The sequence below is a fragment of the Pseudaquidulcibacter saccharophilus genome, assembly GCF_019455445.1.
Lineage (GTDB): Bacteria > Pseudomonadota > Alphaproteobacteria > Caulobacterales > Aquidulcibacteraceae > Pseudaquidulcibacter > Pseudaquidulcibacter saccharophilus.
Genome location: NZ_JAHWUS010000003.1, coordinates 266,058 through 287,189, shown reverse-complemented (window position 1 = coordinate 287,189; position 21,132 = coordinate 266,058). Strand labels below are relative to the sequence as shown.

The following is a 21,132-nucleotide window of genomic DNA, read 5'->3' as shown; positions in this document are numbered from 1 at the left end:
GTTGGAATTAGTCATCCAAACCTTCTGGCAATGCCTCTTCTTCGGTGTGACGTTCATCAGAAATTGCGTTGGCATCTTGATGCGCCGCAATTGCTTTAAGACGACGAAGCGCGCCACCAGTACCAGCAGGGATAAGACGACCAACGATGATATTCTCTTTAAGACCATCAAGAGGGTCAACTTTACCGTTGACTGATGCATCGGTAAGAACACGAGTTGTCTCTTGGAACGATGCCGCAGAGAAGAATGAACGAGTTTGAAGAGATGCTTTGGTAATACCCAACAATACTGGTGAAGCAGTAGCAGGTTTAAGACCAAGTTCTTCAATACGTTTATTTTCATCAACAAGATCGATTTCGTCAACCGCATCGCCTTTGATAAAGTCGGTATCGCCGGCATCGGTGATTTCAACGCGTTGCAACATCTGACGTACGATAACTTCGATGTGCTTATCGTTGATGACCACACCTTGAAGACGGTAAACTTTTTGAACCTCTTCAACAAGGTATTCAGCCAATGCCTCAACGCCTTGAACCGCAAGAATATCTTGTGGTGCAGGGTTGCCCGCAAGGATGTGTTCACCGCGTTTAATCCAGTCACCATCTTGAACCGGAAGGTGTTTACCTTTTGGAATCATGTATTCCACTGGCTCGATAGTTTCATCATCAGGAACGATACGAATGCGGCGTTTGTTTTTGTAGTCTTTACCAAACTCAACGCGACCATCGATTTCCGCGATAATTGCGTGGTCTTTAGGACGACGTGCTTCAAACAATTCAGCAACGCGTGGAAGACCACCCGTAATATCGCGTGATGTAACACCACCAGCAGCAACACGGGCAAGTGTATCACCACCTGCAACCAATGAACCATCAGCAACAGAAAGGGTTGCACCAATTGGCAATGAATAGCGTGCTTCTTTACCATTTGGAAGTTTAACCGGCTCACCGCTATCGTCAAGAATTACGATAGACGGACGAAGGTCGGCATGAACTTTTGAACCACCGCGCCAGTCGATAACAACTTTTGAAGAAATACCAGTGTTTTCGTCAAGTTCGTCACGAGCAGAAACACCATCAATCAAGTCTTCAAGTTTTGCATGACCTGCAATCTCTGAAATGATTGGTGTTGCATACGGATCCCAATCAGCAAGACGATCGCCACGTTCGATTTTTTGACCATCTTTAACGCGAATACGGCTACCAAATGGAAGTTTAAGCGATTGACGGGTTTTGCCATCCGCATCCACAACAGACACAGACATTGAACGACCCATACAGATGATTTCGCCATTTTCACGGGTAATAGTTGCCGCGTTCTGGTATTTGATTTTACCAGACAAGCCAGCATCCATAGACGAGTTGTTAACAACCGATGCCGCACCACCGATGTGGAACGTACGCATTGTAAGCTGTGTACCAGGCTCACCGATTGATTGCGCCGCAATAACACCAACTGCCTCACCCATATTAACGCGGGTGTTACGTGCAAGGTCACGACCATAGCAAGTACCACAAACGCCGTTACGAGTTTCGCAAGTTAATGGAGAGCGAACTTTAACCGATTGAACACCCGCTTTGTCAATTGCCGCAGCAATATCTTCATCGCAATATGTATCACGCGCATAAAGAACTTCTTGAGTTTCCGGATCAACCGCATCTTCGGCAAGAACACGACCCAAAATACGTTGTTCAAGAGATACGATAACGTCCGCACCCTCGATAACAGGTTTAAGTTCGATACCATGTGCAGTGCCGCAATCTTCCTCAGTGATGATGCAATCTTGGGCAACGTCAACCAAACGACGGGTCAAGTAACCAGAGTTTGCAGTTTTCAACGCGGTATCGGCAAGACCTTTACGCGCACCGTGGGTAGAGTTGAAGTACTCAAGAACCGATAGGCCTTCTTTAAAGTTAGAAATAATCGGGGTTTCGATGATTTCGCCAGATGGTTTCGCCATCAAACCACGCATACCGCCCAACTGCTTCATTTGGTTTTTAGAACCCCTCGCACCAGAGTGAGCCATCATATAAACCGAGTTAAGCTGTTGTGAACCGTCACGAGCTTTGATTGGTTTTGCGATTTCTTCCATCATCGCATCCGCAACGCGGTCAGTACATTTTGACCAAACGTCAACTACTTTGTTGTATTTCTCGCCTTTGGTGATTTGACCATCAGCATATTGAGTTTCGTATTCGTTTACTTCTTTACGTGCTGCCTCAACCAATTCTTCTTTGGCTTTTGGAACAACCATATCGGCCATACCGAAAGAAATACCCGCTTCGAACGCTTTGGCAAAACCAAGGTTTTTCAAACGGTCAGCGAATATAACAGTCGCTTTTTGACCACAGTAACGATAAACGCGACCGATAAGGTTTGCGATCTCTTTTTTGGTCAAAACGATGTTACAGATTTCAGGCTGTAATTTAGGGTGACGCGGCAACAAATCCACAATCATGAAACGACCAGGAGTGGTTTCAATAACGCGGGTGATGTCATTGCCATTTTCGTCAACACCGTGCCAACGAACGCGAACTTTGGTGTGAACGTTTACTTGTTTTGCATCCAAAGCGGCCTCAATTTCACCCATGTTTACGAATGCGCGACCTTCACCAGGCTCACCTTCACGAACGGTTGAGATGTTATAAAGACCCAAAACGATATCCTGTGATGGTTCGATGATTGGACGACCATTCGCAGGAGAAAGAATGTTGTTGGTTGACATCATCAATACGCGTGCTTCAAGCTGTGCCTCGATTGATAATGGAACGTGAACCGCCATTTGGTCACCGTCGAAGTCGGCGTTAAATGCGGTACAAACCAATGGGTGAAGCTGAATTGCTTTACCTTCAATAAGTTTTGGTTCGAACGCCTGAATACCAAGTCTGTGTAGAGTTGGTGCGCGGTTAAGCATTACAGGGTGTTCGCGGATAACTTCATCAAGGATATCCCAAACTTCTGGCTTTTCTTTCTCAACAAGTTTTTTCGCTTGTTTAACGGTTGCAGAAAGACCTTTTGCTTCAAGGCGTTGATAGATGAATGGTTTGAACAATTCCAAAGCCATTTTCTTTGGAAGTCCGCATTCATGCAATTTCAAATCTGGACCAACGGTAATAACCGAACGACCAGAATAATCCACGCGTTTACCCAACAAGTTCTGACGGAAACGACCTTGTTTACCTTTAAGCATGTCTGCCAAAGATTTAAGAGGGCGTTTGTTTGCACCAGTAATAACGCGACCACGACGACCGTTATCAAACAATGCGTCAACCGCTTCTTGAAGCATACGCTTCTCGTTACGGATGATGATGTCTGGCGAACGTAGGTCGATAAGGCGTTTTAGACGGTTGTTACGGTTGATAACGCGGCGATACAAATCGTTCAAATCTGATGTCGCGAAACGACCACCTTCAAGTGGAACAAGCGGACGAAGTTCAGGAGGAATTACCGGAACAATTGTCATAACCATCCATTCAGGACGGTTACCAGACATCATAAACGCTTCGATAAGTTTCAAACGTTTTGCAAGTTTTTTAGGCTTAAGTTCAGTTGTACAAGCCGCGATTTCTTCACGAAGATTTTTCGCAGTTTGTTCAAGATCGATTGAAGCAAGCATTTGGCGAATAACTTCGGCACCGATACCAACAGTGAAGCTATCTTCACCATATTGGTCTTGGGCATCGAACAATTCATGCTCATCAATAAGTTGTTTTTCAGTGAATGGCGTGATGCCTGGTTCAACAACGATATATTTTTCAAAATAAAGAACGCGCTCAACATCTTTTAGCGTCATATCAAGCATTGTTGAAATACGGCTAGGCAGTGATTTCAAATACCAAATATGTGCAACCGGTGCAGCAAGTTCGATGTGGCCCATACGTTCGCGGCGAACGCGTTGCAATGTTACTTCAACACCGCATTTTTCGCAGGTTAGACCTTTGTGTTTGATACGTTTATATTTACCGCACAAACATTCATAATCTTTCATAGGCCCGAAAATACGTGCGCAGAAAAGACCGTCTTTCTCTGGTTTGAAAGTACGATAGTTAATAGTTTCAGGTTTCTTAACCTCACCTTTTGACCAAGACAAAATCTGCTCAGGCGCGGCAAGAGAGATACGAATTGAGTCAAATTGTGGCGGCAATTCCGATGGGATGCCAAAGCGGTTAGTTACATGTTGGTTCATTACCAATAGCTCCTTAAAGCCTTAAAAAATTTTGGGTTCAATTACCCGTGAAAACCTTTGTTGGTGGCGGTTACCCGCCACCAGTTTAAATTAGATGCTCAAATCGTCTTCGTAATTGTCAAGCGGCGCTTCGGTAAGGTCGATATTAAGACCAAGTGAACGCATCTCTTTAACAAGAACGTTGAATGATTCAGGGATACCGGCATCAAATTTGTCATCACCACGGGTGATTGCTTCATAAACCTTGGTACGTCCGGCAACGTCATCCGATTTAACGGTCAACATTTCTTGAAGTGTATAAGCAGCACCATAAGCCTCAAGCGCCCAGACCTCCATCTCACCGAACCTTTGACCACCAAATTGCGCCTTACCACCAAGCGGCTGCTGAGTAACAAGTGAATATGGGCCAATTGAACGGGCGTGGATTTTATCGTCAACAAGGTGGTGAAGTTTAAGCATGTAGATGATACCAACAGTAACATCACGGGCAAACGGTTCACCAGTTCTGCCGTCGAATAGGGTTGATTGACCATTCTCTTTATTACCAGTTTTATTTAGGTAATAACGAATGTCGCTTTCTTTAGCACCATCAAACACCGGTGTAGCAATCGGAACGCCGTTTCCAAGGTTTTGACCCAAAGTGATCAATTCCTCATCAGATTCTGGAAGCTCCTGATTTTCACCGTAAATGTCTTTTAGTTTTGCGATATATTTATCTTTCTCGCCCGCACGTTGGTATGCTTCTAATGCTTCGGTAACTTGCTTACCAAGACCAGAACAAGCCCAACCAAGGTGGGTTTCAAGAATCTGTCCAACGTTCATACGCGAAGGCACGCCCAGTGGGTTTAGAACGATATCAACCGCAGTACCATCTTCAAGGAATGGCATATCTTCGATTGGCGAAATGCGTGAGATAACACCCTTGTTACCATGGCGACCCGCCATTTTATCACCCGGTTGAAGTTTACGTTTAACCGCAACGAAAACTTTAACCACTTTCATAACACCTGGAAGAAGGTCATCACCTTGACGGCACTTTTCAACTTTATCTTCAAAGCGGCTGTCAAGTTCACGTTTAGAAGTTTCATAACGTGATTTGATTGCTTCGATTTCGCTCATAACTGCTTCATCAGCAAGCGCAAACTGCCACCATTGACCTTTTGAGTATTGAATAAGTGTGTCGTCAGTAATTACGCCACCAGCAAAACCTTTAGGACCTTGAACCGCTTCTTTGCCAACCAAGATTTCTTTAACGCGGCTATAAATGTTGCGTTCAAGAATTGCCAACTCGTCATCACGGTCTTTGGCAAGGTTTTCAATTTCTTCACGTTCAATTTGTTTTGCACGTTGGTCTTTTTCAACACCATGACGGTTGAATACGCGAACTTCAACAACCGTACCAGAAACACCCGGTGGAAGGCGAAGTGAGGTATCACGAACGTCAGACGCTTTTTCACCGAAAATCGCACGAAGCAATTTTTCTTCTGGTGTCATTGGGGTTTCGCCTTTTGGCGTAACTTTACCAACCAAAATATCACCAGGGTGAACTTCGGCACCAATTGCAACGATACCAGCTTCGTCAAGGTTACGAAGTGCTTCTTCACCAACGTTTGGAATATCGCGGGTGATTTCTTCAGGACCTAATTTGGTATCGCGTGCAGACGCTTCAAATTCTTCAAGGTGGATAGAGGTGAACACGTCATCACGAACGATACGTTCAGAGATTAAAATCGAGTCCTCGAAGTTGTAACCGTTCCAAGGCATGAACGCCACAAGAACGTTACGACCAAGTGCCAATTCACCAAGGTTGGTAGAAGGACCGTCGGCAATGATGTCGCCGGCTTTAACGTTGTCACCAACTTTAACCAACGGACGTTGGTTAATACAAGTGTTTTGGTTAGAGCGTTGGAACTTCATCAAACGATAAATATCAACACCAGGTTTAGTTGGGTCAGTTTCCGCAGTTGCACGAACAACGATACGTGTACCGTCGATTTGTTCAACGATACCAGTACGGCGGGCAACGATGGTTGCACCTGAATCGCGTGCCACAACCGCTTCCATACCAGTACCAACAAGTGGTGCCTCGGCTTTAACCAACGGAACGGCCTGACGTTGCATGTTTGCACCCATCAATGCGCGGTTCGCGTCATCGTTTTCAAGGAACGGAACAAGTGCCGCCGCAACCGACACAACCTGTTTAGGAGAAACGTCCATAAGGTTGATTTCACCGCGGTGCGCCATTGTCGCCTCACCTGCTTGACGAGCTTCTACAAGTTCGTGTGCAAGTGTGCCATCAGTAGCAACTTCAGAGTTTGCCTGTGCGATTGTGTATTTTGCTTCATCAACCGCAGAAAGGTAAACCACTTCTTCTTGAAGCTTGCCTTCCTCAACTTTACGATAAGGGCTTTCGATAAAGCCATATTTGTTTACGCGCGCAAATGTCGCCAATGAGTTGATAAGACCGATGTTCGGACCCTCTGGAGTCTCAATTGGGCAGATACGACCATAGTGAGTTGGGTGAACGTCGCGCACTTCAAAGCCCGCACGCTCACGAGTAAGACCACCAGGGCCCAACGCAGAAAGACGACGTTTGTGGGTAATTTCTGAAAGTGGGTTGGTTTGGTCCATAAATTGTGAAAGCTGTGATGAACCAAAGAATTCACGAACCGATGCAGTAACTGGTTTAGAGTTAATCAAATCATTCGGCATAACAGTATAGATTTCGATTGAACCCATACGTTCTTTGATGGTGCGTTCCATACGGGTTAAACCGATACGGTATTGGTTTTCCATCAACTCACCAACCGAACGAACACGGCGGTTGCCAAGGTTATCGATATCGTCAATTTCACCTTTGCCGTCACGAAGGTCGTGAAGAACGCGAAGAATTTCAACGATGTCTTCTTTGCGAAGAACGCGGTATTCGTCATCGCACTCTAGGCTTAGGCGTGAGTTCATTTTTACGCGACCAACCGCAGAAAGGTCATAACGTTCTTTTTCAAAGAACAATGACTGGAACATTGCTTCAGCAGTTTCTTGGGTTGGCGGCTCACCAGGGCGCATAACGCGGTAAATATCGGTTAATGCACCTTCACGGCTGTCATTTTTATCAAGGGTTAGTGTGTTTCTGATCCATGGGCCAGTGTTTTGACCGTCGATTGCAAGAACTTCGACATCATCAATACCGGCACTTTTCATTTCAACCAATGAAACTTGTGACAATTCTTCACCAGCTTCGGCAAAGATTTCACCAGTTTCAGGGTTAACATGGTCATACGCAACATAACGACCGATAAGGTCATCATCACCAACCAAAAGCTCTTTTACGCCGTCTTCAGCAAGTTTGTTTGCCGCACGCGCAGAAATTTTAACATGTGCTTTGGCAACCACTTTACCAGTCGCAGCATCAACCAAATCATAGTTTGGTTTTTCACCACGCCATTGTTCTGGCAAGAATGGTTTTGCCCAACCACCGTCAACACGGCGATAAGCAACAGATTTATAATAGGTTGAAAGAATTTCTTCCGGATCCATGCCCAATGCAAGCAACAATGAAGTCGCAGGCAATTTACGCTTACGGTCGATACGAACGTTGATAACGTCTTTGGCATCAAATTCGAAATCAAGCCATGAACCACGGTAAGGAATTACGCGCGCAGCAAATAGCAATTTACCAGATGAGTGGGTTTTACCTTTATCATGGTCAAAGAACACACCAGGTGAACGGTGCATCTGGGAAACGATAACACGCTCTGTACCATTTACGATGAAAGTTCCTTTTTCAGTCATCAAAGGAATTTCGCCCATATAGACATCTTGTTCTTTGATGTCTTTAATCATGTGAACTTGCTGTTCTGCTTCTGGTGCATCCGGATCGATTTCAAAAGTCACAAGGCGCAAAGTAACTTTTAATGGCGCAGCAAAAGTAAGGTCGCGGCGAATACATTCATCAACGTCGAACTTAGGACGTTCAAACTCATATGCAACATATTCAAGAGTTGCACGGTTTTGTGAATCTTTGATTGGGAAAACGCTTCTGAAAACAGCTTCGATGCCTTCATCCTTGCGTTGATCTTTCGGGGTATCCATTTGCAAAAATGCGTCATAAGAAGATTTTTGCACCTCGATGAGGTTTGGCATAGTCACGGTTTCGTGAATTTTGCCGAATGATTTGCGAATTCGCTTCTTGCCAGTGAACGACAAAGTCATTGCGCGCTTTCCTTATTTAAATTTTAATATTGTGTCTGTTTTTAAAAGAATAATCTGTTCAAAATATTGTTTGACATAACCAATTTGCGGCAATGCCATTTGTGGTAATTCCGGGCGACTGAACCCAATCTTGACCACCGTAAACATAAGACGCAAAATTGACCCATACCAAAGGGTATGAGTCGCAAAAACGCCTTGAATCAGTCAGACGCTGTGTCCCTTATAGCATTTTGGATAAAATGTGAAGAGGGGTAAGGTGCGAATTTATATAAACCATCTTAAAATCTATAATCAATTACTTTTCATTAGTATTAGTCAATTCATCGCTATCTGTAACATTGCCTATAATTTTTCGATAAGTCATTCCAGATTTTTTTTTACTGTCACGTCTATAATACATAAAATCTTGATTGAAAATTTTAGAAAGAGATTTTAGAAGCTCATAAATATCTTTATGCCTCATACCTTCGTGCCCCATGCGCTCACTTTTATCAAAAATTCTATTATAGAACGCCAGCCAAAAGGCAGCAGCACATGAGAAGCTTATATCATCGCATGGACCAATAATAGAATATAAGTCTGTACTTCTAAACAATTTTAAAGCAAGCTTCTTATGAGGCAATCCACATGCAGAAAAAAATATTCTCTTTTTATCAACGTAAAAATTTAAAATTTTTGCAAATTCATCATCGCTTATATCATCTAAAGTAAAACCAACGCCCTTTTCACTACCATGACACGAAAAGTGTAAATATCGAAAGTTTGACTTATCAAATATATCCAAAATCCTTACTAATTCTTGCTTTGTTCTAACGTAAAAATATTTTGTCTCGCATTTTCCAGATAACCTTAACATATCTTGAAGAACATAACCTTCCATACGTTTTTTTTCCTCATCTTCAAAACTCAATGATTCAATTATAAACACTTGAGACTTCGACATAGCACCCCATCCAATTCAAAGCTTTATTTAACATTGCCACCAAACACTACCTTAAAGGGATTTTAATAAAATACAATAAATTATTTACTGAATTTCAATATTGAAAATAAAAACGCCGCATCGCTTTCGATACGGCGTTAATTCTCTCAAGGTTTAGAATTAATTCGTGATGATAAGGTCAAACCTTCTACTCACTTTTAAGAAAAATCGAACTACTTTTCGGGTCTAATAGAGATAAATTATTATATATTTATGCTATTAAGCAACCTACAAAGCGTCAAATCATTTCGGAAACTCCTCCACATGGGTTTCGCCGGTGCGGCCGAAATAAACTGCGCGTCTTCCAACGAAGGAAACAATATAACCAACACAACCCGCAAGCATAATTTTTTCACAAAAACCTTTATAGGTATAACCGTCAACCTGTTGCTGCGCCTCTTTTATTGCGGCCTTGATTGCATCAACATCAAAATCATTGCCGATTTCAACTGGCACTTTATGGGTTTCAAGTTCGACCACCTCACAATTTGGCAAATAATAAAATGCTTTTGATAGTCGATAATCAATATTATAGGATTCAAACCCCGCCTCTATTAATTTACCAACAATTTGCGGAAAAATGAGCGTGTCATTCTCAGCGGCTTTTAAGCACTCTTGTGCGATATCTATTTGGTTTTGTTCCATAAGACCACTTTAATTGAATTTATAGTTTTGTATACCCACAAAGAAAAACGCCGCATCGTTTCCGATACGGCGTTAATTCTTTTAAACTTTAGATCCCGCAATAAATGCGGAATGACAAAGATGAATTATTTCAATTCAACTTTTGCACCAGCTTTTTCAAGCTGTTCTTTTAGTTTGTTAGCTTCGTCTTTAGAAACACCTTCTTTAACTGCTTTAGGAGCAGCTTCTACAAGGTCTTTAGCTTCTTTCAAGCCAAGGCCAGTGATCGCACGAACTTCTTTGATCACTTCGATTTTCTTGTCGCCAGCAGAAGCAAGCATAACAGTGAATTCTGTTTGCTCTTCAGCAGCAGCAGCAGGAGCAGCGCCACCAGCAACAGCAGCAACAGCCACAGGAGCAGCAGCAGAAACGCCCCATTTTTCTTCTAACATTTTTGAAAGTTCAGCAGCTTCAAGAACTGTAAGTGCTGATAATTCTTCAACTAAAGCTTCTAAGTTTGCCATTTTTAAATATTCCTATACTTGAACAAATATATGCAGATTTTAACAGATATTATGCGGCGTCTTTTGTCGCATAAGCATTGAAAACGCGTGCCAATTGGGCAGCAGGTGCTTGGGTAATTGAAGCAAGTTTCGAAGCAGGTGCTTGAAGCAGGCCAACAATTTTTCCACGCAACTCGTCCAAAGAAGGCAATGTTGCAAGTGCTTTAACGCCATCAGCGTTAAGAACAGTAGCGCCCATGAAGCCGCCAGTAAGAACAAGTTTATCGTTCTTTTTAGCGAAATCAGCGAATACTTTCGGTGCAACTGTTGGGTCAACCGAATAAGCAATCGCAGTTGGACCAGTTAGATATGCACCCGCGTCTTTCGCGTCGTGATTTTCCAAGGCCAACTTGGCAAGGCGGTTTTTAACCACCTTTACTGATGCACCAGCTTTAGCAGCTTCAATGCGTAGGTCTGTTAATTCCGCAACGGTAAGTCCGGCATAGTGTGCGAACACTACAACCTGATTTTCGGCGAAGACACCTTTTAGTTCTTCGACGACAACACCCTTTTGGGTACGATCCATTACGGTCTCCTTAAGGTTAAGTGGCAGGACAATCCTGACACCACGATTATGAGAGGTGAATACACACCTCCCTACTTACCTGTACCTTTTGGGATGAAACCAGACCTTGAAACAAATGTTCAAGTGAAAAACCTTCATTCCCATCTATTTAGGAAAATTAAGCCATAGGCACCTAAAGTCTCGGACAGGGTGCGGGTAAAACCCGCTTTTAACAGGGTTTCCCCTGTAAAACGCGCACTCCATATAAGAAGTGTGCGAAAAAGTCAATTTAATAAATTTCACCCCGTAATAAATACGGGGTGAGAATTAGTGAAATTATGCGTTCAATGCAGAAGCAGTATCAACTTTAACGCCTGCACCCATAGTTGAAGAAAGTGCAACTGACTTCACATAAGTACCTTTTGCGCCAGTTGGTTTTGCTTTAACCAAAGCGTCAACCAATGCGCGAGCGTTTTGAACCAATGCTTCTTCAGTGAAAGAAACTTTACCGATACCAGCGTGAACGATACCTGCTTTTTCAACACGGAATTCAACAGCGCCGCCTTTAGAATCTTTAACGGCAGTTTTAACGTCCATAGTAACAGTACCAACTTTTGGGTTTGGCATAAGACCACGTGGGCCCAATACTTTACCCAAACGACCAACCAACGCCATCATATCAGGGGTTGCGATTACGCGGTCAAAGTCAGAACGACCATTTTGCATTTCTTCCAATAGGTCTTCTGCACCAACGATATCCGCACCTGCTTCTTTTGCTTCATCAGCTTTAGGGCCACGAGCAAAAACAGCAACGCGAACGTCACGGCCAGTACCATTAGGAAGGTTGCATACGCCACGTACCATTTGGTCAGCATATTTAGGGTCAACACCAAGGTTAACCGCCAAATCAACGGTTTCGTCGAATTTTGCTTTTGCATTTGCTTTTACCGCAGCAATAGCTTCTTCGATTGTATAAAGTTTGTTTGCGTCAACAGCAGCACGAGCAGCAGCCAGACGTTTTCCAATTTTCGCCATCTCTACTACTCCTTAGTCTTTAATCTCAAGACCCATAGAACGCGCAGAACCCGCAATGATTTTCATCGCTTGTTCAACAGTGTTCGCATTTAGATCTTTCATTTTGATTTCAGCAATTTCACGCAATTGAGCTTGAGTAACTGCACCAGACTTATCACGACCAGGTTTTGAAGAACCGCTTTTAAGACCAGCAGCTTTTTTAAGATAATAAGACGCAGGTGAGGTCTTGATTTCAAAAGTGAAGCTTTTGTCTTGGTAATAAGTGATGATTGTAGGCATCGGAGTGCCTTTTTCAATCTCTTGAGTTTTCGCATTGAAGCCTTTGCAGAACTCCATAATGTTCAAACCGCGTTGACCCAAAGCTGGACCAATCGGAGGAGCAGGTTTTGCTTCGCCTGCTGGTACCTCGAGCTTAATCTGCCCGAGAATCTTCTTTGCCATGTTCCACTCCTTTTAATGCCTTTCGGCATCATGTGGTTTGGTGGTGCGGGTAACAATGGACTTTAGCCCCCTACCACCGGTTATGCCCCAAATGGGGCGGTTAAAATCAGGCGACTTTTTGCACCTGATTGAAATCCAAATCGACAGGTGTTGCGCGACCAAAAATCGAAACACCAACTTTTAAACGTTCTTTCGCATTATCAACTTCGTCAACGATACCTTCAAATGAATTGAATGGACCATCGATAACACGAATTTTTTCGCCAACTTCGAATGTAACGACCACTTTAGGACGCTCTGCACTTTCGACAGCCTGACCAAGAATTCTATCAACTTCACCCTGAGTAACCGGAACCGGACGCTTACCATGATCTGAACCAAGGAAGCCGGTAACACGCGGTGTTTCTTTTACAAGGTGATAAGTATCGTCGTTAAGAACCATTTTCACCAAGACGTAGCCAGGGAAAAATTTACGTTCTGTAACGCGTTTACGACCACGGACAACTTCGGTAACCTCTTCAGCAGGAACAAGAACTTGCTCTACCAAGCTATCAAGGCCCTTGGTAACCGCAGCTTCTTTAATAGCCTCTGCAACCTTTTTCTCAAAGTTTGAGTAGGCATGAACAATATACCATCTTGCTTTATCTGACATTTGTTAAAACCCCCTAAGGAAAACTATTGAGAAATTACTTACCGCCAAGCCCAGCCGCAAAGCTTAAAAGACCGCCGATACCATATTGCAAGATAACATCAACCAAATAGAAAAACAAAGCAGCAATCGCCACCATGATAAATACTTGGATTGAAGAAGAAACAGTCTCACCACGGGTTGCCCATGTTACTTTGCGCATCTCCGAACGTACCTCGCTAAAGAATTGCATAGGTGACGTCTTTTTCTGTGGTTTAGTTTTCTCAACCGTTTCTGTCATATCTTTTTACCAAAATTGTTTATGTCTGAACCAAATGGGGTTTTAAAACTACATTTAAAGCCCAAACACTGCTTTTGATATTAAAACTATTCGGTGGCAGGGGCGGAGGGACTCGAACCCACGACCCTCGGTTTTGGAGACCGATGCTCTACCAGCTGAGCTACACCCCTATACCGAATTAGTTTCCATCTCAAGCAATATCGCACCCAGAGCCGAGTGACTTGGGTGCGCATTGCTGCCTATGCCAAACCATTTGTATTTTTTCAAGTCCTAAAATGATAATTCTGCTGTTGAAAAATGATTCTACCCAAAAGCAGGTTAGGTTAAAGCGCAATGGCTTAATATTCATTTGGTACAAAGTTAAATAGAGTGAAAACAGAGTTGAAACGGGTGGCAACAATTGTTTATTTGTTGCACATATGTTGGTTTTTTAAATATTTTACATATGTTTTATGAATTTTTTGCAACCTTACGGTAGATAAAACCAATGAATGTCGCCAAATGATTGCCCCGAGTATTTAGACTCACTAAATCTTGGGGAACCTTCATGAAAAATATCCTTAAAACCAAGCCTAGCCTTGCGGTATTGATCGCGGCTGTTGGCGCTACAACGCTACCTTTTATCATAAGCCCAACGATGGCACAGGCGCAAACGCAAGCGCAAAATGACGACAAATCAGTTGAAATAGTGGTTGTTACTGCGCGTAAAAAATCAGAAGCCGCAAAAGACGTTCCGATTTCAATCGGTGCCCTTCGTGGGGACGCACTTACCAACGCTACTGCGGCGGGTGGTGCAACTGATATGACATTGCTTTCAGCTCGTTTACCTTCATTGGTTATTGAAAGCTCTAACGGACGGGCTGCACCGCGCGCTTATATTCGCGGTCTTGGTAATACCGACTTTGATTTGAACGCATCACAACCAGTTTCATTCGTGTATGACGAAGTTGTTTATGAAAACCCTGCCCTAAAAGGCTTCCCAATTTTTGACGTTGCAAGTGTTGAACTTCTTCGTGGACCACAGGGGACATTATTTGGTCGTAACACCCCTGCTGGTATATTGAAATTTGATAGTGTTAAGCCAGGCGATGATAGCAATGGCTATTTAAAAGCCGGCTACCGCACTTATGACGGTGTTGATGCCGAAGGTGCATATGGCGCAAAAATTACTGACACCCTGTCGTTCCGCGTTTCTGCATTATATTCACATTTGGGTGATTGGGTTAATAATACTGGCCCTGCACCAGACAAGAAAATTGGCGGTTATGATGATACTGCGGTTCGCGCACAATTATTATGGCAACCAACCGATAATTTCGACACTCTTTTAAGCGTGCACCACCGCGATGTTGATGCAACCGCGCAATTATTCCGCACCGGAATTATGACCAAGGGGCAACGTGGCGTAAATCCAGACTTTAAGTGGGATACTGTTAATTTTGATGGTGGTAATGGCAACCCGCAATCAATCAAAACCACTGGCGGCTTTATTAAATCAAACCTTCATTTTGGTGATTTAACCCTTACTTCAATTTCAGATATTGAAAATCTTGAATATTCAAGCCGTGGTGACGTGGATGGTTCAAGCCTTACCGTTCCTTTCAGCTCTGATTCTGCGGACAAGGTTGATTACCTTCAACAAATCACCCAAGAATTCCGTCTTGCTAACGACAAGGCCGCAAAATTCAACTGGCAAACCGGTCTTTATTATTTCCATGAAGATGCCAAAATCTCAACATATGGCTATTATGCCAACACCGATGATGCATGGTTTGGTTATGGCAAACAGCACCAAAAAACTGAATCTTGGGCGGTCTTTGGCTCTGGTACATATAAATTATCAGACGCCCTAAGCGTAACTGCTGGCGTTCGTTATACCGATGACAAGAAAACCTTTGGTGCAACCCGTTCAACCGATGGTTTGACCCCTACCCCAGTTTCTTTGAGCGATTCTGCGGTTTCATGGGATTTATCTGCGGTATATAAAGCAAGCCCTGATACAAACTTCTATACCCGCGTTGCACGTGGTTATCGTGCACCGGCAATTCAGGGGCGAATCTTGTTTGCAGACCCTGCTTTGGGGCCAGTTATCACCACCGCAAAATCTGAATATTCAACCTCTATCGAGGGCGGTATAAAAACTTATGGCTTTAACCGCCGCGTAAGCTTTGACCTTTCTGTCTATGCCTATATGATTGACGATATGCAGCTTACTGCAATCGGCGGTGATAGCAACGTAGCACGTCTTTTGAATGCCAACAAAGGTTATGGCAAAGGCTTTGAAGCCGAGCTTAAATGGCGTCCAACCAATAATCTTTCATTGAATGCATCGGTATCATTAAACGATACAAAAATTGAAGATTCAAAACTTGGTGTTGCCCCTTGTAGCTTTAATGTTTGTACCGTCCTTAGCCCAGTTGTAAATGGCAAAGCATTGGTTGATGGCAACCCATTCCCGAACGCACCTAAATGGATTGGAGACGTTGGCGCGAAATACACATTGCCACTTGAAAATGGCAATGATTTATATTTCCAAACCGATTGGGCATATAAAGGCGAAACCAATTTCTTCCTTTATAAATCAATCGAATATACCGAAGGCGGCTTCTGGGAAGGCGGCGCACGTGTTGGCTATATAATTGGCGACAAATATGAAATCGCCGCATATGGACGCAACATAACCAATGAAAAACGTTTGGTTGGCGGCCTCGACTTTGTTCAATTAACTGGCTTTACCAACAACCCACGCGTTTGGGGCGTTGAAGGCAAAGTTAAATTCTAATCAGTTTCATAACGCAACCTTAAAAGCCCCGCCGTCAAAAGCGGGGCTTTTTTTATTTGCGCTTTAGTTTTAATCCATCTTTGATATTTAAAGATATTAAAATAATGTTGATAGCGCCAAAAATTAATTCAATTAGGCGCAAAGTATCAACCATACCCTCTTGCCCCTTTAGTATAGTTTCATTTGAATACATAAATAAAATAATTGCCAATGGTAATAAAACTATTGCGCCATTCAATCCTATGAATGGCATACGTTTTTTCTTATTCTCAATAATTGGACCACGCATTTTTTTTGCAATTTTAAAGCCAGTTACAGCAGTAATTATAATTGCGGCAATCATTACGAACATTGTGTAAAAAATGTAGGTTCTTACGAATCCAAAAAAAGCTTTGTCAGCATTGATTTCAGTTATTAATGAAAGCGTCCAAAAACTAACAAGGCATAAAAACGCAACTATTGCAGCCGTTTTATGAACTTTACTTATCATGATTACCACCATTTATTTTGCGTAGGATGCCAATTAATTCATCATTTATTTTAATTGCCCTCAACAACTCATCTGGGGCGATTTGTGAAATAATTGAGTTTGATATTTTCATCCAAATTTCCAATGCCAATTTATGAGTATCTAACCCTTTTTGTGTTGGTACAAAGAGTTTAGATTTCTTGTGGAATTCATTTTCGTGAAATTCTGCCAATCCCAATCTAACTAAGTCATTTGCAGTTTTTTGGGTTGCTTGTCTGCTTTGACCGATTAATTTTGCAATATGCGGCACACTTAGCTGGGCTTTGCCCATACTAGCAGTTCCTAAAACTTGCCACTTTGCACTCGTGATGCCTAAAGGTTTTAAAGCAGCATCACCAATTCCGATAAAAAGTCCATTAAGTTCAAAAACCTGCAAACTAAATTCTGAGATTTTATCCATTACATTCCTCATATTGACAATATATTGTCATTTTGAATATTAATTGTCAATTACTTCGCGCAGTATATCAAAATTTACAATTGTAATTTATAAAGAAATCGGCTTTAGAGAACATAAGAATTTTATCTCAAGAGAAAATCATGTCGCACAATACATTCGGTCATTTGTTTAGGGTTACAACATGGGGGGAATCGCATGGTAAGGCATTGGGTTGCGTTATCGATGGCTGCCCACCCAATATCCCACTGACCGAAGATGATATTCAAGGTTTTCTTGATAAGCGTAAACCAGGGCAAAGCAAGTTTGTAACCCAACGGCAAGAGGCCGATTTGGTCGAAATCCTTTCGGGCGTCTTTGAAGATGATGACACAAATGGACAGGTTACAACCGGAACCCCAATTTCATTGATGATACGTAATACCGACCAACGCTCCAAAGACTATGGCGATATTGCCAAGGCATGGCGCCCAGGGCATGGCGATTATACCTATGATCAAAAATATGGTTTCCGTGACTATCGTGGTGGTGGTCGAACCTCTGCCCGCGAAACTGCGGCACGGGTTGCGGCGGGTGCGGTGGCGCGCAAAGTATTAGGTAACGGCATTGAAATCATTGGCTATCTAACCCAAATTGGGCCCCATAAAATCAACCGCGATAATTTCTCACTTGAGGAAATCAATAATAATCCATTCTTTTCACCCGATGCCGAAATAGTGCCGGTTTGGGAAGAATATTTGGACGGCATCCGTAAAAACGGGTCATCAATTGGTGCGGTAGTTGAGGTGATTGCAAAAGGCGTTCCCGCAGGTTGGGGCGCGCCGATTTATGGCAAAATTGATTCCGAGCTTGCAATGGCAATGATGTCCATCAATGCCGTAAAGGGTGTTGAGATTGGTGCGGGCTTTGGCGCGGCGGAACTTGAAGGCCCGCAAAATGCCGATGAAATGTATCTTGATAGTGACGGCAATGTTGCATTCCGTTCCAATAATAATGGCGGGGTTTTGGCGGGGCTTTCAACCGGGCAAGATATCGTGGTGCGCATGGCGATTAAACCCACATCCTCACTTTTGACCCCCGTTAAATCATTGAATCGCAAGCTTGAAGAAATCGACATAATCACCAAAGGCCGCCACGACCCATGCGTGGGTATTCGTGCCGTTCCGGTTGCCGAGGCAATGATGGCATGCGTTCTTGCGGATGCAAAGTTACGACATCGGGGACAAATTGGATGAGAAATTGGTGCTAAATTGAAAGTTACCTATATCTTTAGAATAAAGACCAAACTTATTCTTGAAGACTTTTGGCCAATAAATATAGGCAGAGGGATTATATCGTTTATTAAAAATGGTGATTTTATTGAATGTATTAAATATACTGAATCAAATGTACCAGTCGAACATGCGCCTAAATTTCATAAACCTGTGAAAGTAGGAGATATTCCCTCAATAAATCTTGATGATGCTAACCATTTTAAAATATCCAACATTATAATTTCTGCGGTCACATACCTGAAGTGCTATTTTGATATAGAATTAGCAATTGAACGGAAAGCATTTAGGGTCGAATATGAAGCAGAAACCTCGGAAGAAAATGACAAAATATTGCTCCCCTATTTTGAAAGTAAGCTTGAGCACAAACCGTTAAACCTTCCCTTTGACTTGGTTTCTAGAGCTCTTTTCTTAGCCGAAGATTCTGCAAACATGCCTCCATACTATGAGGCATCATTACTAGACGTAGCGCGTAAGTCATTGATAGACGAACGTTACATAGATTCTTTCAGATATTCATTTCTGATTATTGATGGGGTATTTGGAAATGGGAAGATAAAAAGTAATCACCTAATCAGCGAGCTTAAAAACAATAGACAGTTATTTGAGTATATTAAACAAACAAAATCAGAATGGAATACGAATCCTTTTACACGTAGTTTAAAATCAAAGAGAACGACATTTATTAAAGATTTAAACGAAGATGAAATTATTGAAAAACTAGTGGTGGAAAGAGGTTTTTTATTTCATGCAAATAAATCTAGGGTTAGCGGATGGAAGCCTCATAATCAATTAGACTATGAAGAGCTTGCCGTTTTGTCTTTACAAATAGCTATGCTAACAGCACAAAATTTTTGTCTTCCTTTATTCTCAGAACAAATCGAAGAAAAATTCAATCAAATTTCCAAAAACAATGGTGCTACAATGTCATATACAGTAGATTTCATTTTTACAAATCCTGAAGATAATATACCAAGAAAAGGAAACATGCACATAAATACCATCGGAACTCGAACACCCAATAGATTAAAATATTTACTTGCAAAACATTTTTTAGAGTGGTTTGAAAGTAACGACCCTGTTTGCGCAATATCAAATGCCGAATGTAAGTCAGATAAAGATGGACAAATAATATTTAAGCTTAATTTTACTGACAAAGAAATTTTATAGCAAATAAAATATAACCTACCCCCGTGCATAAACCTCAATCGCGCTGATTTGTTTGCGTTTTTCGGCATCAGATAAGAATGAACCTGCAAAGGAATTTTTCGCCAATGTGATTATTTCTTCACGGGTTAGATTAAGTGCCTTTTGGGTTTCATTATAGTTTTTGTTTAAATAGCCGCCAAAATATGCGGGGTCATCGGAATTTATGGTGGCGCGCAAACCCTTTGCCAACATGGTTCTAAGTGGGTGTTGTTTTAAATCTTTTACCACACATAATGAAAGGTTGGATAAGGGGCATACCGTAAGGGTTAAACCATCATTTACAATGCGTTCAACCAATGCCGTATCTTCAAGGCAGCGGTTGCCATGATCAATGCGGTCGATTTCCAATAAATCCAATGCCTCATAAATATATTCTGGTGGCCCCTCTTCGCCGGCATGGGCAACAACCTTTAGACCCAATTCTTTTGCCGCCTTGAAAACATTTTTGAATTTGGATGGTGGATGCCCAACCTCTGATGAATCGAGACCTACGCCGATAATTTTGCTTTTGTACGGTATCGCCATATGCAGGGTTTTGAACGCCTCTTCCTCACTAAGGTGGCGCAGGAAACACATGATAAGGAATGATGAAATTCCAAATTGTTTTTTCCCATCATCCAATGCCCGACTTATGCCATTTAAAACGGTTTCAAAGGCAATGCCGCGATCGGTGTGGGTTTGCGGGTCAAAGAAAACCTCAACATGTTTGCAATTATCCGCCTTCATTTTTTTGAGATAATCAAAAGTTAGGTCGTAAAAATCCTGCTCATGAATAAGGACACAGGCACCTTGATAATAAATATCCAAAAATTCCTGAAGGTTATTAAACTTATATGCGGCGCGCACTTCTTCAGGGCTGTTGAACGGGATTTTTATGCCATTTCTTTTGGCAATTTCAAACATCAATTCGGGTTCTAACGAACCCTCAAGATGCAAGTGAAGTTCAGCTTTTGGAAGACCATTGATGAAGTTTTGAAGTGCCGGCACGGCTTAATCCCCTTTATTATTTGTTGGTTTGACTTTGCCAAACTTGATGAACAAATGCAATTGCAAAAAAAGCCGCACCAACACTAAAATTGATGCGGCAAGATTTTTTAGGGGAACTTATTGTTATGGGTTTTATTTAGCGTGCATAGCATACACGTTGGTGTTTATTCTGTTTTTTCCAGCAATCTACTTTAACTACTTTGCCGTTTTTCTTGCGCACATAAACATAACGTTGATGTTTAACAGGTTTTTTATAAATATGGTGCGGCTGTGCATCATTTGGACCAGCATACATCTGACCATTCATTGGGCCATTCATTGGCACTGCAACTGGTGCGGGCTGCGGCGCGGCAAATGCCATGCCTGATGCGAATAAGATTGAAGATATTACAGACGCTGCGATAATTTTATTATTTATTTTTGTCATTTTACACCTCTTAGAAAAATTATTAACTTCCCTCGTTGCTGTATTTTTTAACG

General features: G+C 42.3%; 17 protein-coding genes and 1 tRNA gene. 3 read left to right on the top strand and 15 right to left on the bottom strand.

The features are described from left to right. Positions 1–7: 7 nt before the first annotated feature. From rpoC to KXV15_RS09845, 11 genes are all read right to left on the bottom strand, one after another. Complete coding sequence (gene rpoC, locus KXV15_RS09895; protein WP_240008023.1) at positions 8–4,186, bottom strand: DNA-directed RNA polymerase subunit beta'; 4,179 nt, start codon at positions 4,184–4,186, stop codon at positions 8–10. Positions 4,187–4,276: 90 nt separating this feature from the next. After that, positions 4,277–8,398, bottom strand: a complete 4,122-nt coding sequence (rpoB, locus tag KXV15_RS09890) for a DNA-directed RNA polymerase subunit beta (protein WP_240008022.1) — start codon at positions 8,396–8,398, stop codon at positions 4,277–4,279. A 295-nt stretch (positions 8,399–8,693) separates the two neighbouring features. Then, positions 8,694–9,326, bottom strand: coding sequence for a hypothetical protein (locus KXV15_RS09885; RefSeq protein WP_240008021.1), 633 nt, complete (start codon positions 9,324–9,326; stop codon positions 8,694–8,696). A gap of 297 nt (positions 9,327–9,623) precedes the next feature. After that, entirely contained in the window at positions 9,624–10,025 is a 402-nt protein-coding gene (locus tag KXV15_RS09880) for a DUF1398 domain-containing protein (protein ID WP_240008020.1), read from the bottom strand. Positions 10,026–10,150: 125 nt separating this feature from the next. Next, complete coding sequence (gene rplL, locus KXV15_RS09875) at positions 10,151–10,528, bottom strand: 50S ribosomal protein L7/L12 (RefSeq protein WP_240008019.1); 378 nt, start codon at positions 10,526–10,528, stop codon at positions 10,151–10,153. 49 nt (positions 10,529–10,577) lie between these two features. Further along, positions 10,578–11,093, bottom strand: coding sequence for a 50S ribosomal protein L10 (gene rplJ, locus KXV15_RS09870; protein WP_240008018.1), 516 nt, complete (start codon positions 11,091–11,093; stop codon positions 10,578–10,580). A gap of 315 nt (positions 11,094–11,408) precedes the next feature. Further along, the gene (gene rplA, locus KXV15_RS09865) at positions 11,409–12,107 is read right to left on the bottom strand and encodes a 50S ribosomal protein L1 (RefSeq protein WP_240008017.1); all 699 of its coding nucleotides are present in this window, start codon (positions 12,105–12,107) and stop codon (positions 11,409–11,411) included. 12 nt (positions 12,108–12,119) lie between these two features. After that, complete coding sequence (gene rplK / locus KXV15_RS09860; RefSeq protein ID WP_240008016.1) at positions 12,120–12,548, bottom strand: 50S ribosomal protein L11; 429 nt, start codon at positions 12,546–12,548, stop codon at positions 12,120–12,122. Positions 12,549–12,654: 106 nt separating this feature from the next. Then, entirely contained in the window at positions 12,655–13,200 is a 546-nt protein-coding gene (nusG, locus tag KXV15_RS09855; protein WP_240008015.1) for a transcription termination/antitermination protein NusG, read from the bottom strand. A 34-nt stretch (positions 13,201–13,234) separates the two neighbouring features. Beyond that, the gene (secE, locus tag KXV15_RS09850) at positions 13,235–13,477 is read right to left on the bottom strand and encodes a preprotein translocase subunit SecE (protein ID WP_240008014.1); all 243 of its coding nucleotides are present in this window, start codon (positions 13,475–13,477) and stop codon (positions 13,235–13,237) included. Between the two features lie 94 nt (positions 13,478–13,571). After that, positions 13,572–13,647: transfer RNA gene (locus tag KXV15_RS09845), tRNA-Trp, on the bottom strand. Between the two features lie 377 nt (positions 13,648–14,024). Between KXV15_RS09845 and KXV15_RS09840 the strand changes: the two genes are divergently transcribed. Beyond that, positions 14,025–16,259, top strand: a complete 2,235-nt coding sequence (locus KXV15_RS09840; RefSeq protein ID WP_240008013.1) for a TonB-dependent receptor — start codon at positions 14,025–14,027, stop codon at positions 16,257–16,259. Positions 16,260–16,311: 52 nt separating this feature from the next. Here the strand turns inward: KXV15_RS09840 and KXV15_RS09835 are convergent, their stop codons facing one another. After that, on the bottom strand, positions 16,312–16,749 hold the full coding sequence (locus tag KXV15_RS09835; RefSeq protein ID WP_240008012.1) for a hypothetical protein: 438 nt from the start codon (positions 16,747–16,749) through the stop codon (positions 16,312–16,314). After that, positions 16,739–17,188, bottom strand: coding sequence for a MarR family winged helix-turn-helix transcriptional regulator (locus tag KXV15_RS09830; RefSeq protein WP_240008011.1), 450 nt, complete (start codon positions 17,186–17,188; stop codon positions 16,739–16,741). The genes KXV15_RS09835 and KXV15_RS09830 overlap by 11 nt, the downstream gene beginning before the upstream one ends. A gap of 140 nt (positions 17,189–17,328) precedes the next feature. Here KXV15_RS09830 and aroC point away from each other — a divergent pair, with 140 nt between their 5' ends. Both aroC and KXV15_RS09820 read left to right on the top strand, forming a co-directional pair. Beyond that, positions 17,329–18,420 carry a chorismate synthase gene (gene aroC / locus KXV15_RS09825; protein WP_240008010.1) on the top strand — a complete coding sequence of 364 codons (1,092 nt, stop codon included), beginning with the start codon at positions 17,329–17,331 and terminating at the stop codon, positions 18,418–18,420. 15 nt (positions 18,421–18,435) lie between these two features. Next, a complete protein-coding gene (locus tag KXV15_RS09820; protein WP_240008009.1) occupies positions 18,436–19,626 on the top strand; it encodes a hypothetical protein in 1,191 nt (396 codons plus the stop codon). A gap of 15 nt (positions 19,627–19,641) precedes the next feature. On the opposite strand, the gene KXV15_RS09815 is transcribed toward KXV15_RS09820, so the two are convergent. Beyond that, positions 19,642–20,652, bottom strand: coding sequence for an adenosine deaminase (locus KXV15_RS09815; protein ID WP_240008008.1), 1,011 nt, complete (start codon positions 20,650–20,652; stop codon positions 19,642–19,644). A 136-nt stretch (positions 20,653–20,788) separates the two neighbouring features. Continuing rightward, positions 20,789–21,079, bottom strand: a complete 291-nt coding sequence (locus KXV15_RS09810) for a hypothetical protein (RefSeq protein WP_240008007.1) — start codon at positions 21,077–21,079, stop codon at positions 20,789–20,791. Between the last annotated feature and the right edge of the window lie 53 nt (positions 21,080–21,132).

What these genes read in the sequence shown, in the direction of transcription:
- rpoC (WP_240008023.1), bottom strand. Translation starts at nt 4,186, where the DNA reads ATGAACCAACATGTAACTAACCGCTTTGGCATCCCATCGGAATTGCCG.
- rpoB (WP_240008022.1), bottom strand. Translation starts at nt 8,398, where the DNA reads ATGACTTTGTCGTTCACTGGCAAGAAGCGAATTCGCAAATCATTCGGC.
- KXV15_RS09880 (WP_240008020.1), bottom strand. Translation starts at nt 10,025, where the DNA reads ATGGAACAAAACCAAATAGATATCGCACAAGAGTGCTTAAAAGCCGCT.
- rplL (WP_240008019.1), bottom strand. Translation starts at nt 10,528, where the DNA reads ATGGCAAACTTAGAAGCTTTAGTTGAAGAATTATCAGCACTTACAGTT.
- rplJ (WP_240008018.1), bottom strand. Translation starts at nt 11,093, where the DNA reads ATGGATCGTACCCAAAAGGGTGTTGTCGTCGAAGAACTAAAAGGTGTC.
- rplA (WP_240008017.1), bottom strand. Translation starts at nt 12,107, where the DNA reads ATGGCGAAAATTGGAAAACGTCTGGCTGCTGCTCGTGCTGCTGTTGAC.
- rplK (WP_240008016.1), bottom strand. Translation starts at nt 12,548, where the DNA reads ATGGCAAAGAAGATTCTCGGGCAGATTAAGCTCGAGGTACCAGCAGGC.
- nusG (WP_240008015.1), bottom strand. Translation starts at nt 13,200, where the DNA reads ATGTCAGATAAAGCAAGATGGTATATTGTTCATGCCTACTCAAACTTT.
- secE (WP_240008014.1), bottom strand. Translation starts at nt 13,477, where the DNA reads ATGACAGAAACGGTTGAGAAAACTAAACCACAGAAAAAGACGTCACCT.
- KXV15_RS09840 (WP_240008013.1), top strand. Translation starts at nt 14,025, where the DNA reads ATGAAAAATATCCTTAAAACCAAGCCTAGCCTTGCGGTATTGATCGCG.
- KXV15_RS09835 (WP_240008012.1), bottom strand. Translation starts at nt 16,749, where the DNA reads ATGATAAGTAAAGTTCATAAAACGGCTGCAATAGTTGCGTTTTTATGC.
- KXV15_RS09830 (WP_240008011.1), bottom strand. Translation starts at nt 17,188, where the DNA reads ATGGATAAAATCTCAGAATTTAGTTTGCAGGTTTTTGAACTTAATGGA.
- aroC (WP_240008010.1), top strand. Translation starts at nt 17,329, where the DNA reads ATGTCGCACAATACATTCGGTCATTTGTTTAGGGTTACAACATGGGGG.
- KXV15_RS09810 (WP_240008007.1), bottom strand. Translation starts at nt 21,079, where the DNA reads ATGACAAAAATAAATAATAAAATTATCGCAGCGTCTGTAATATCTTCA.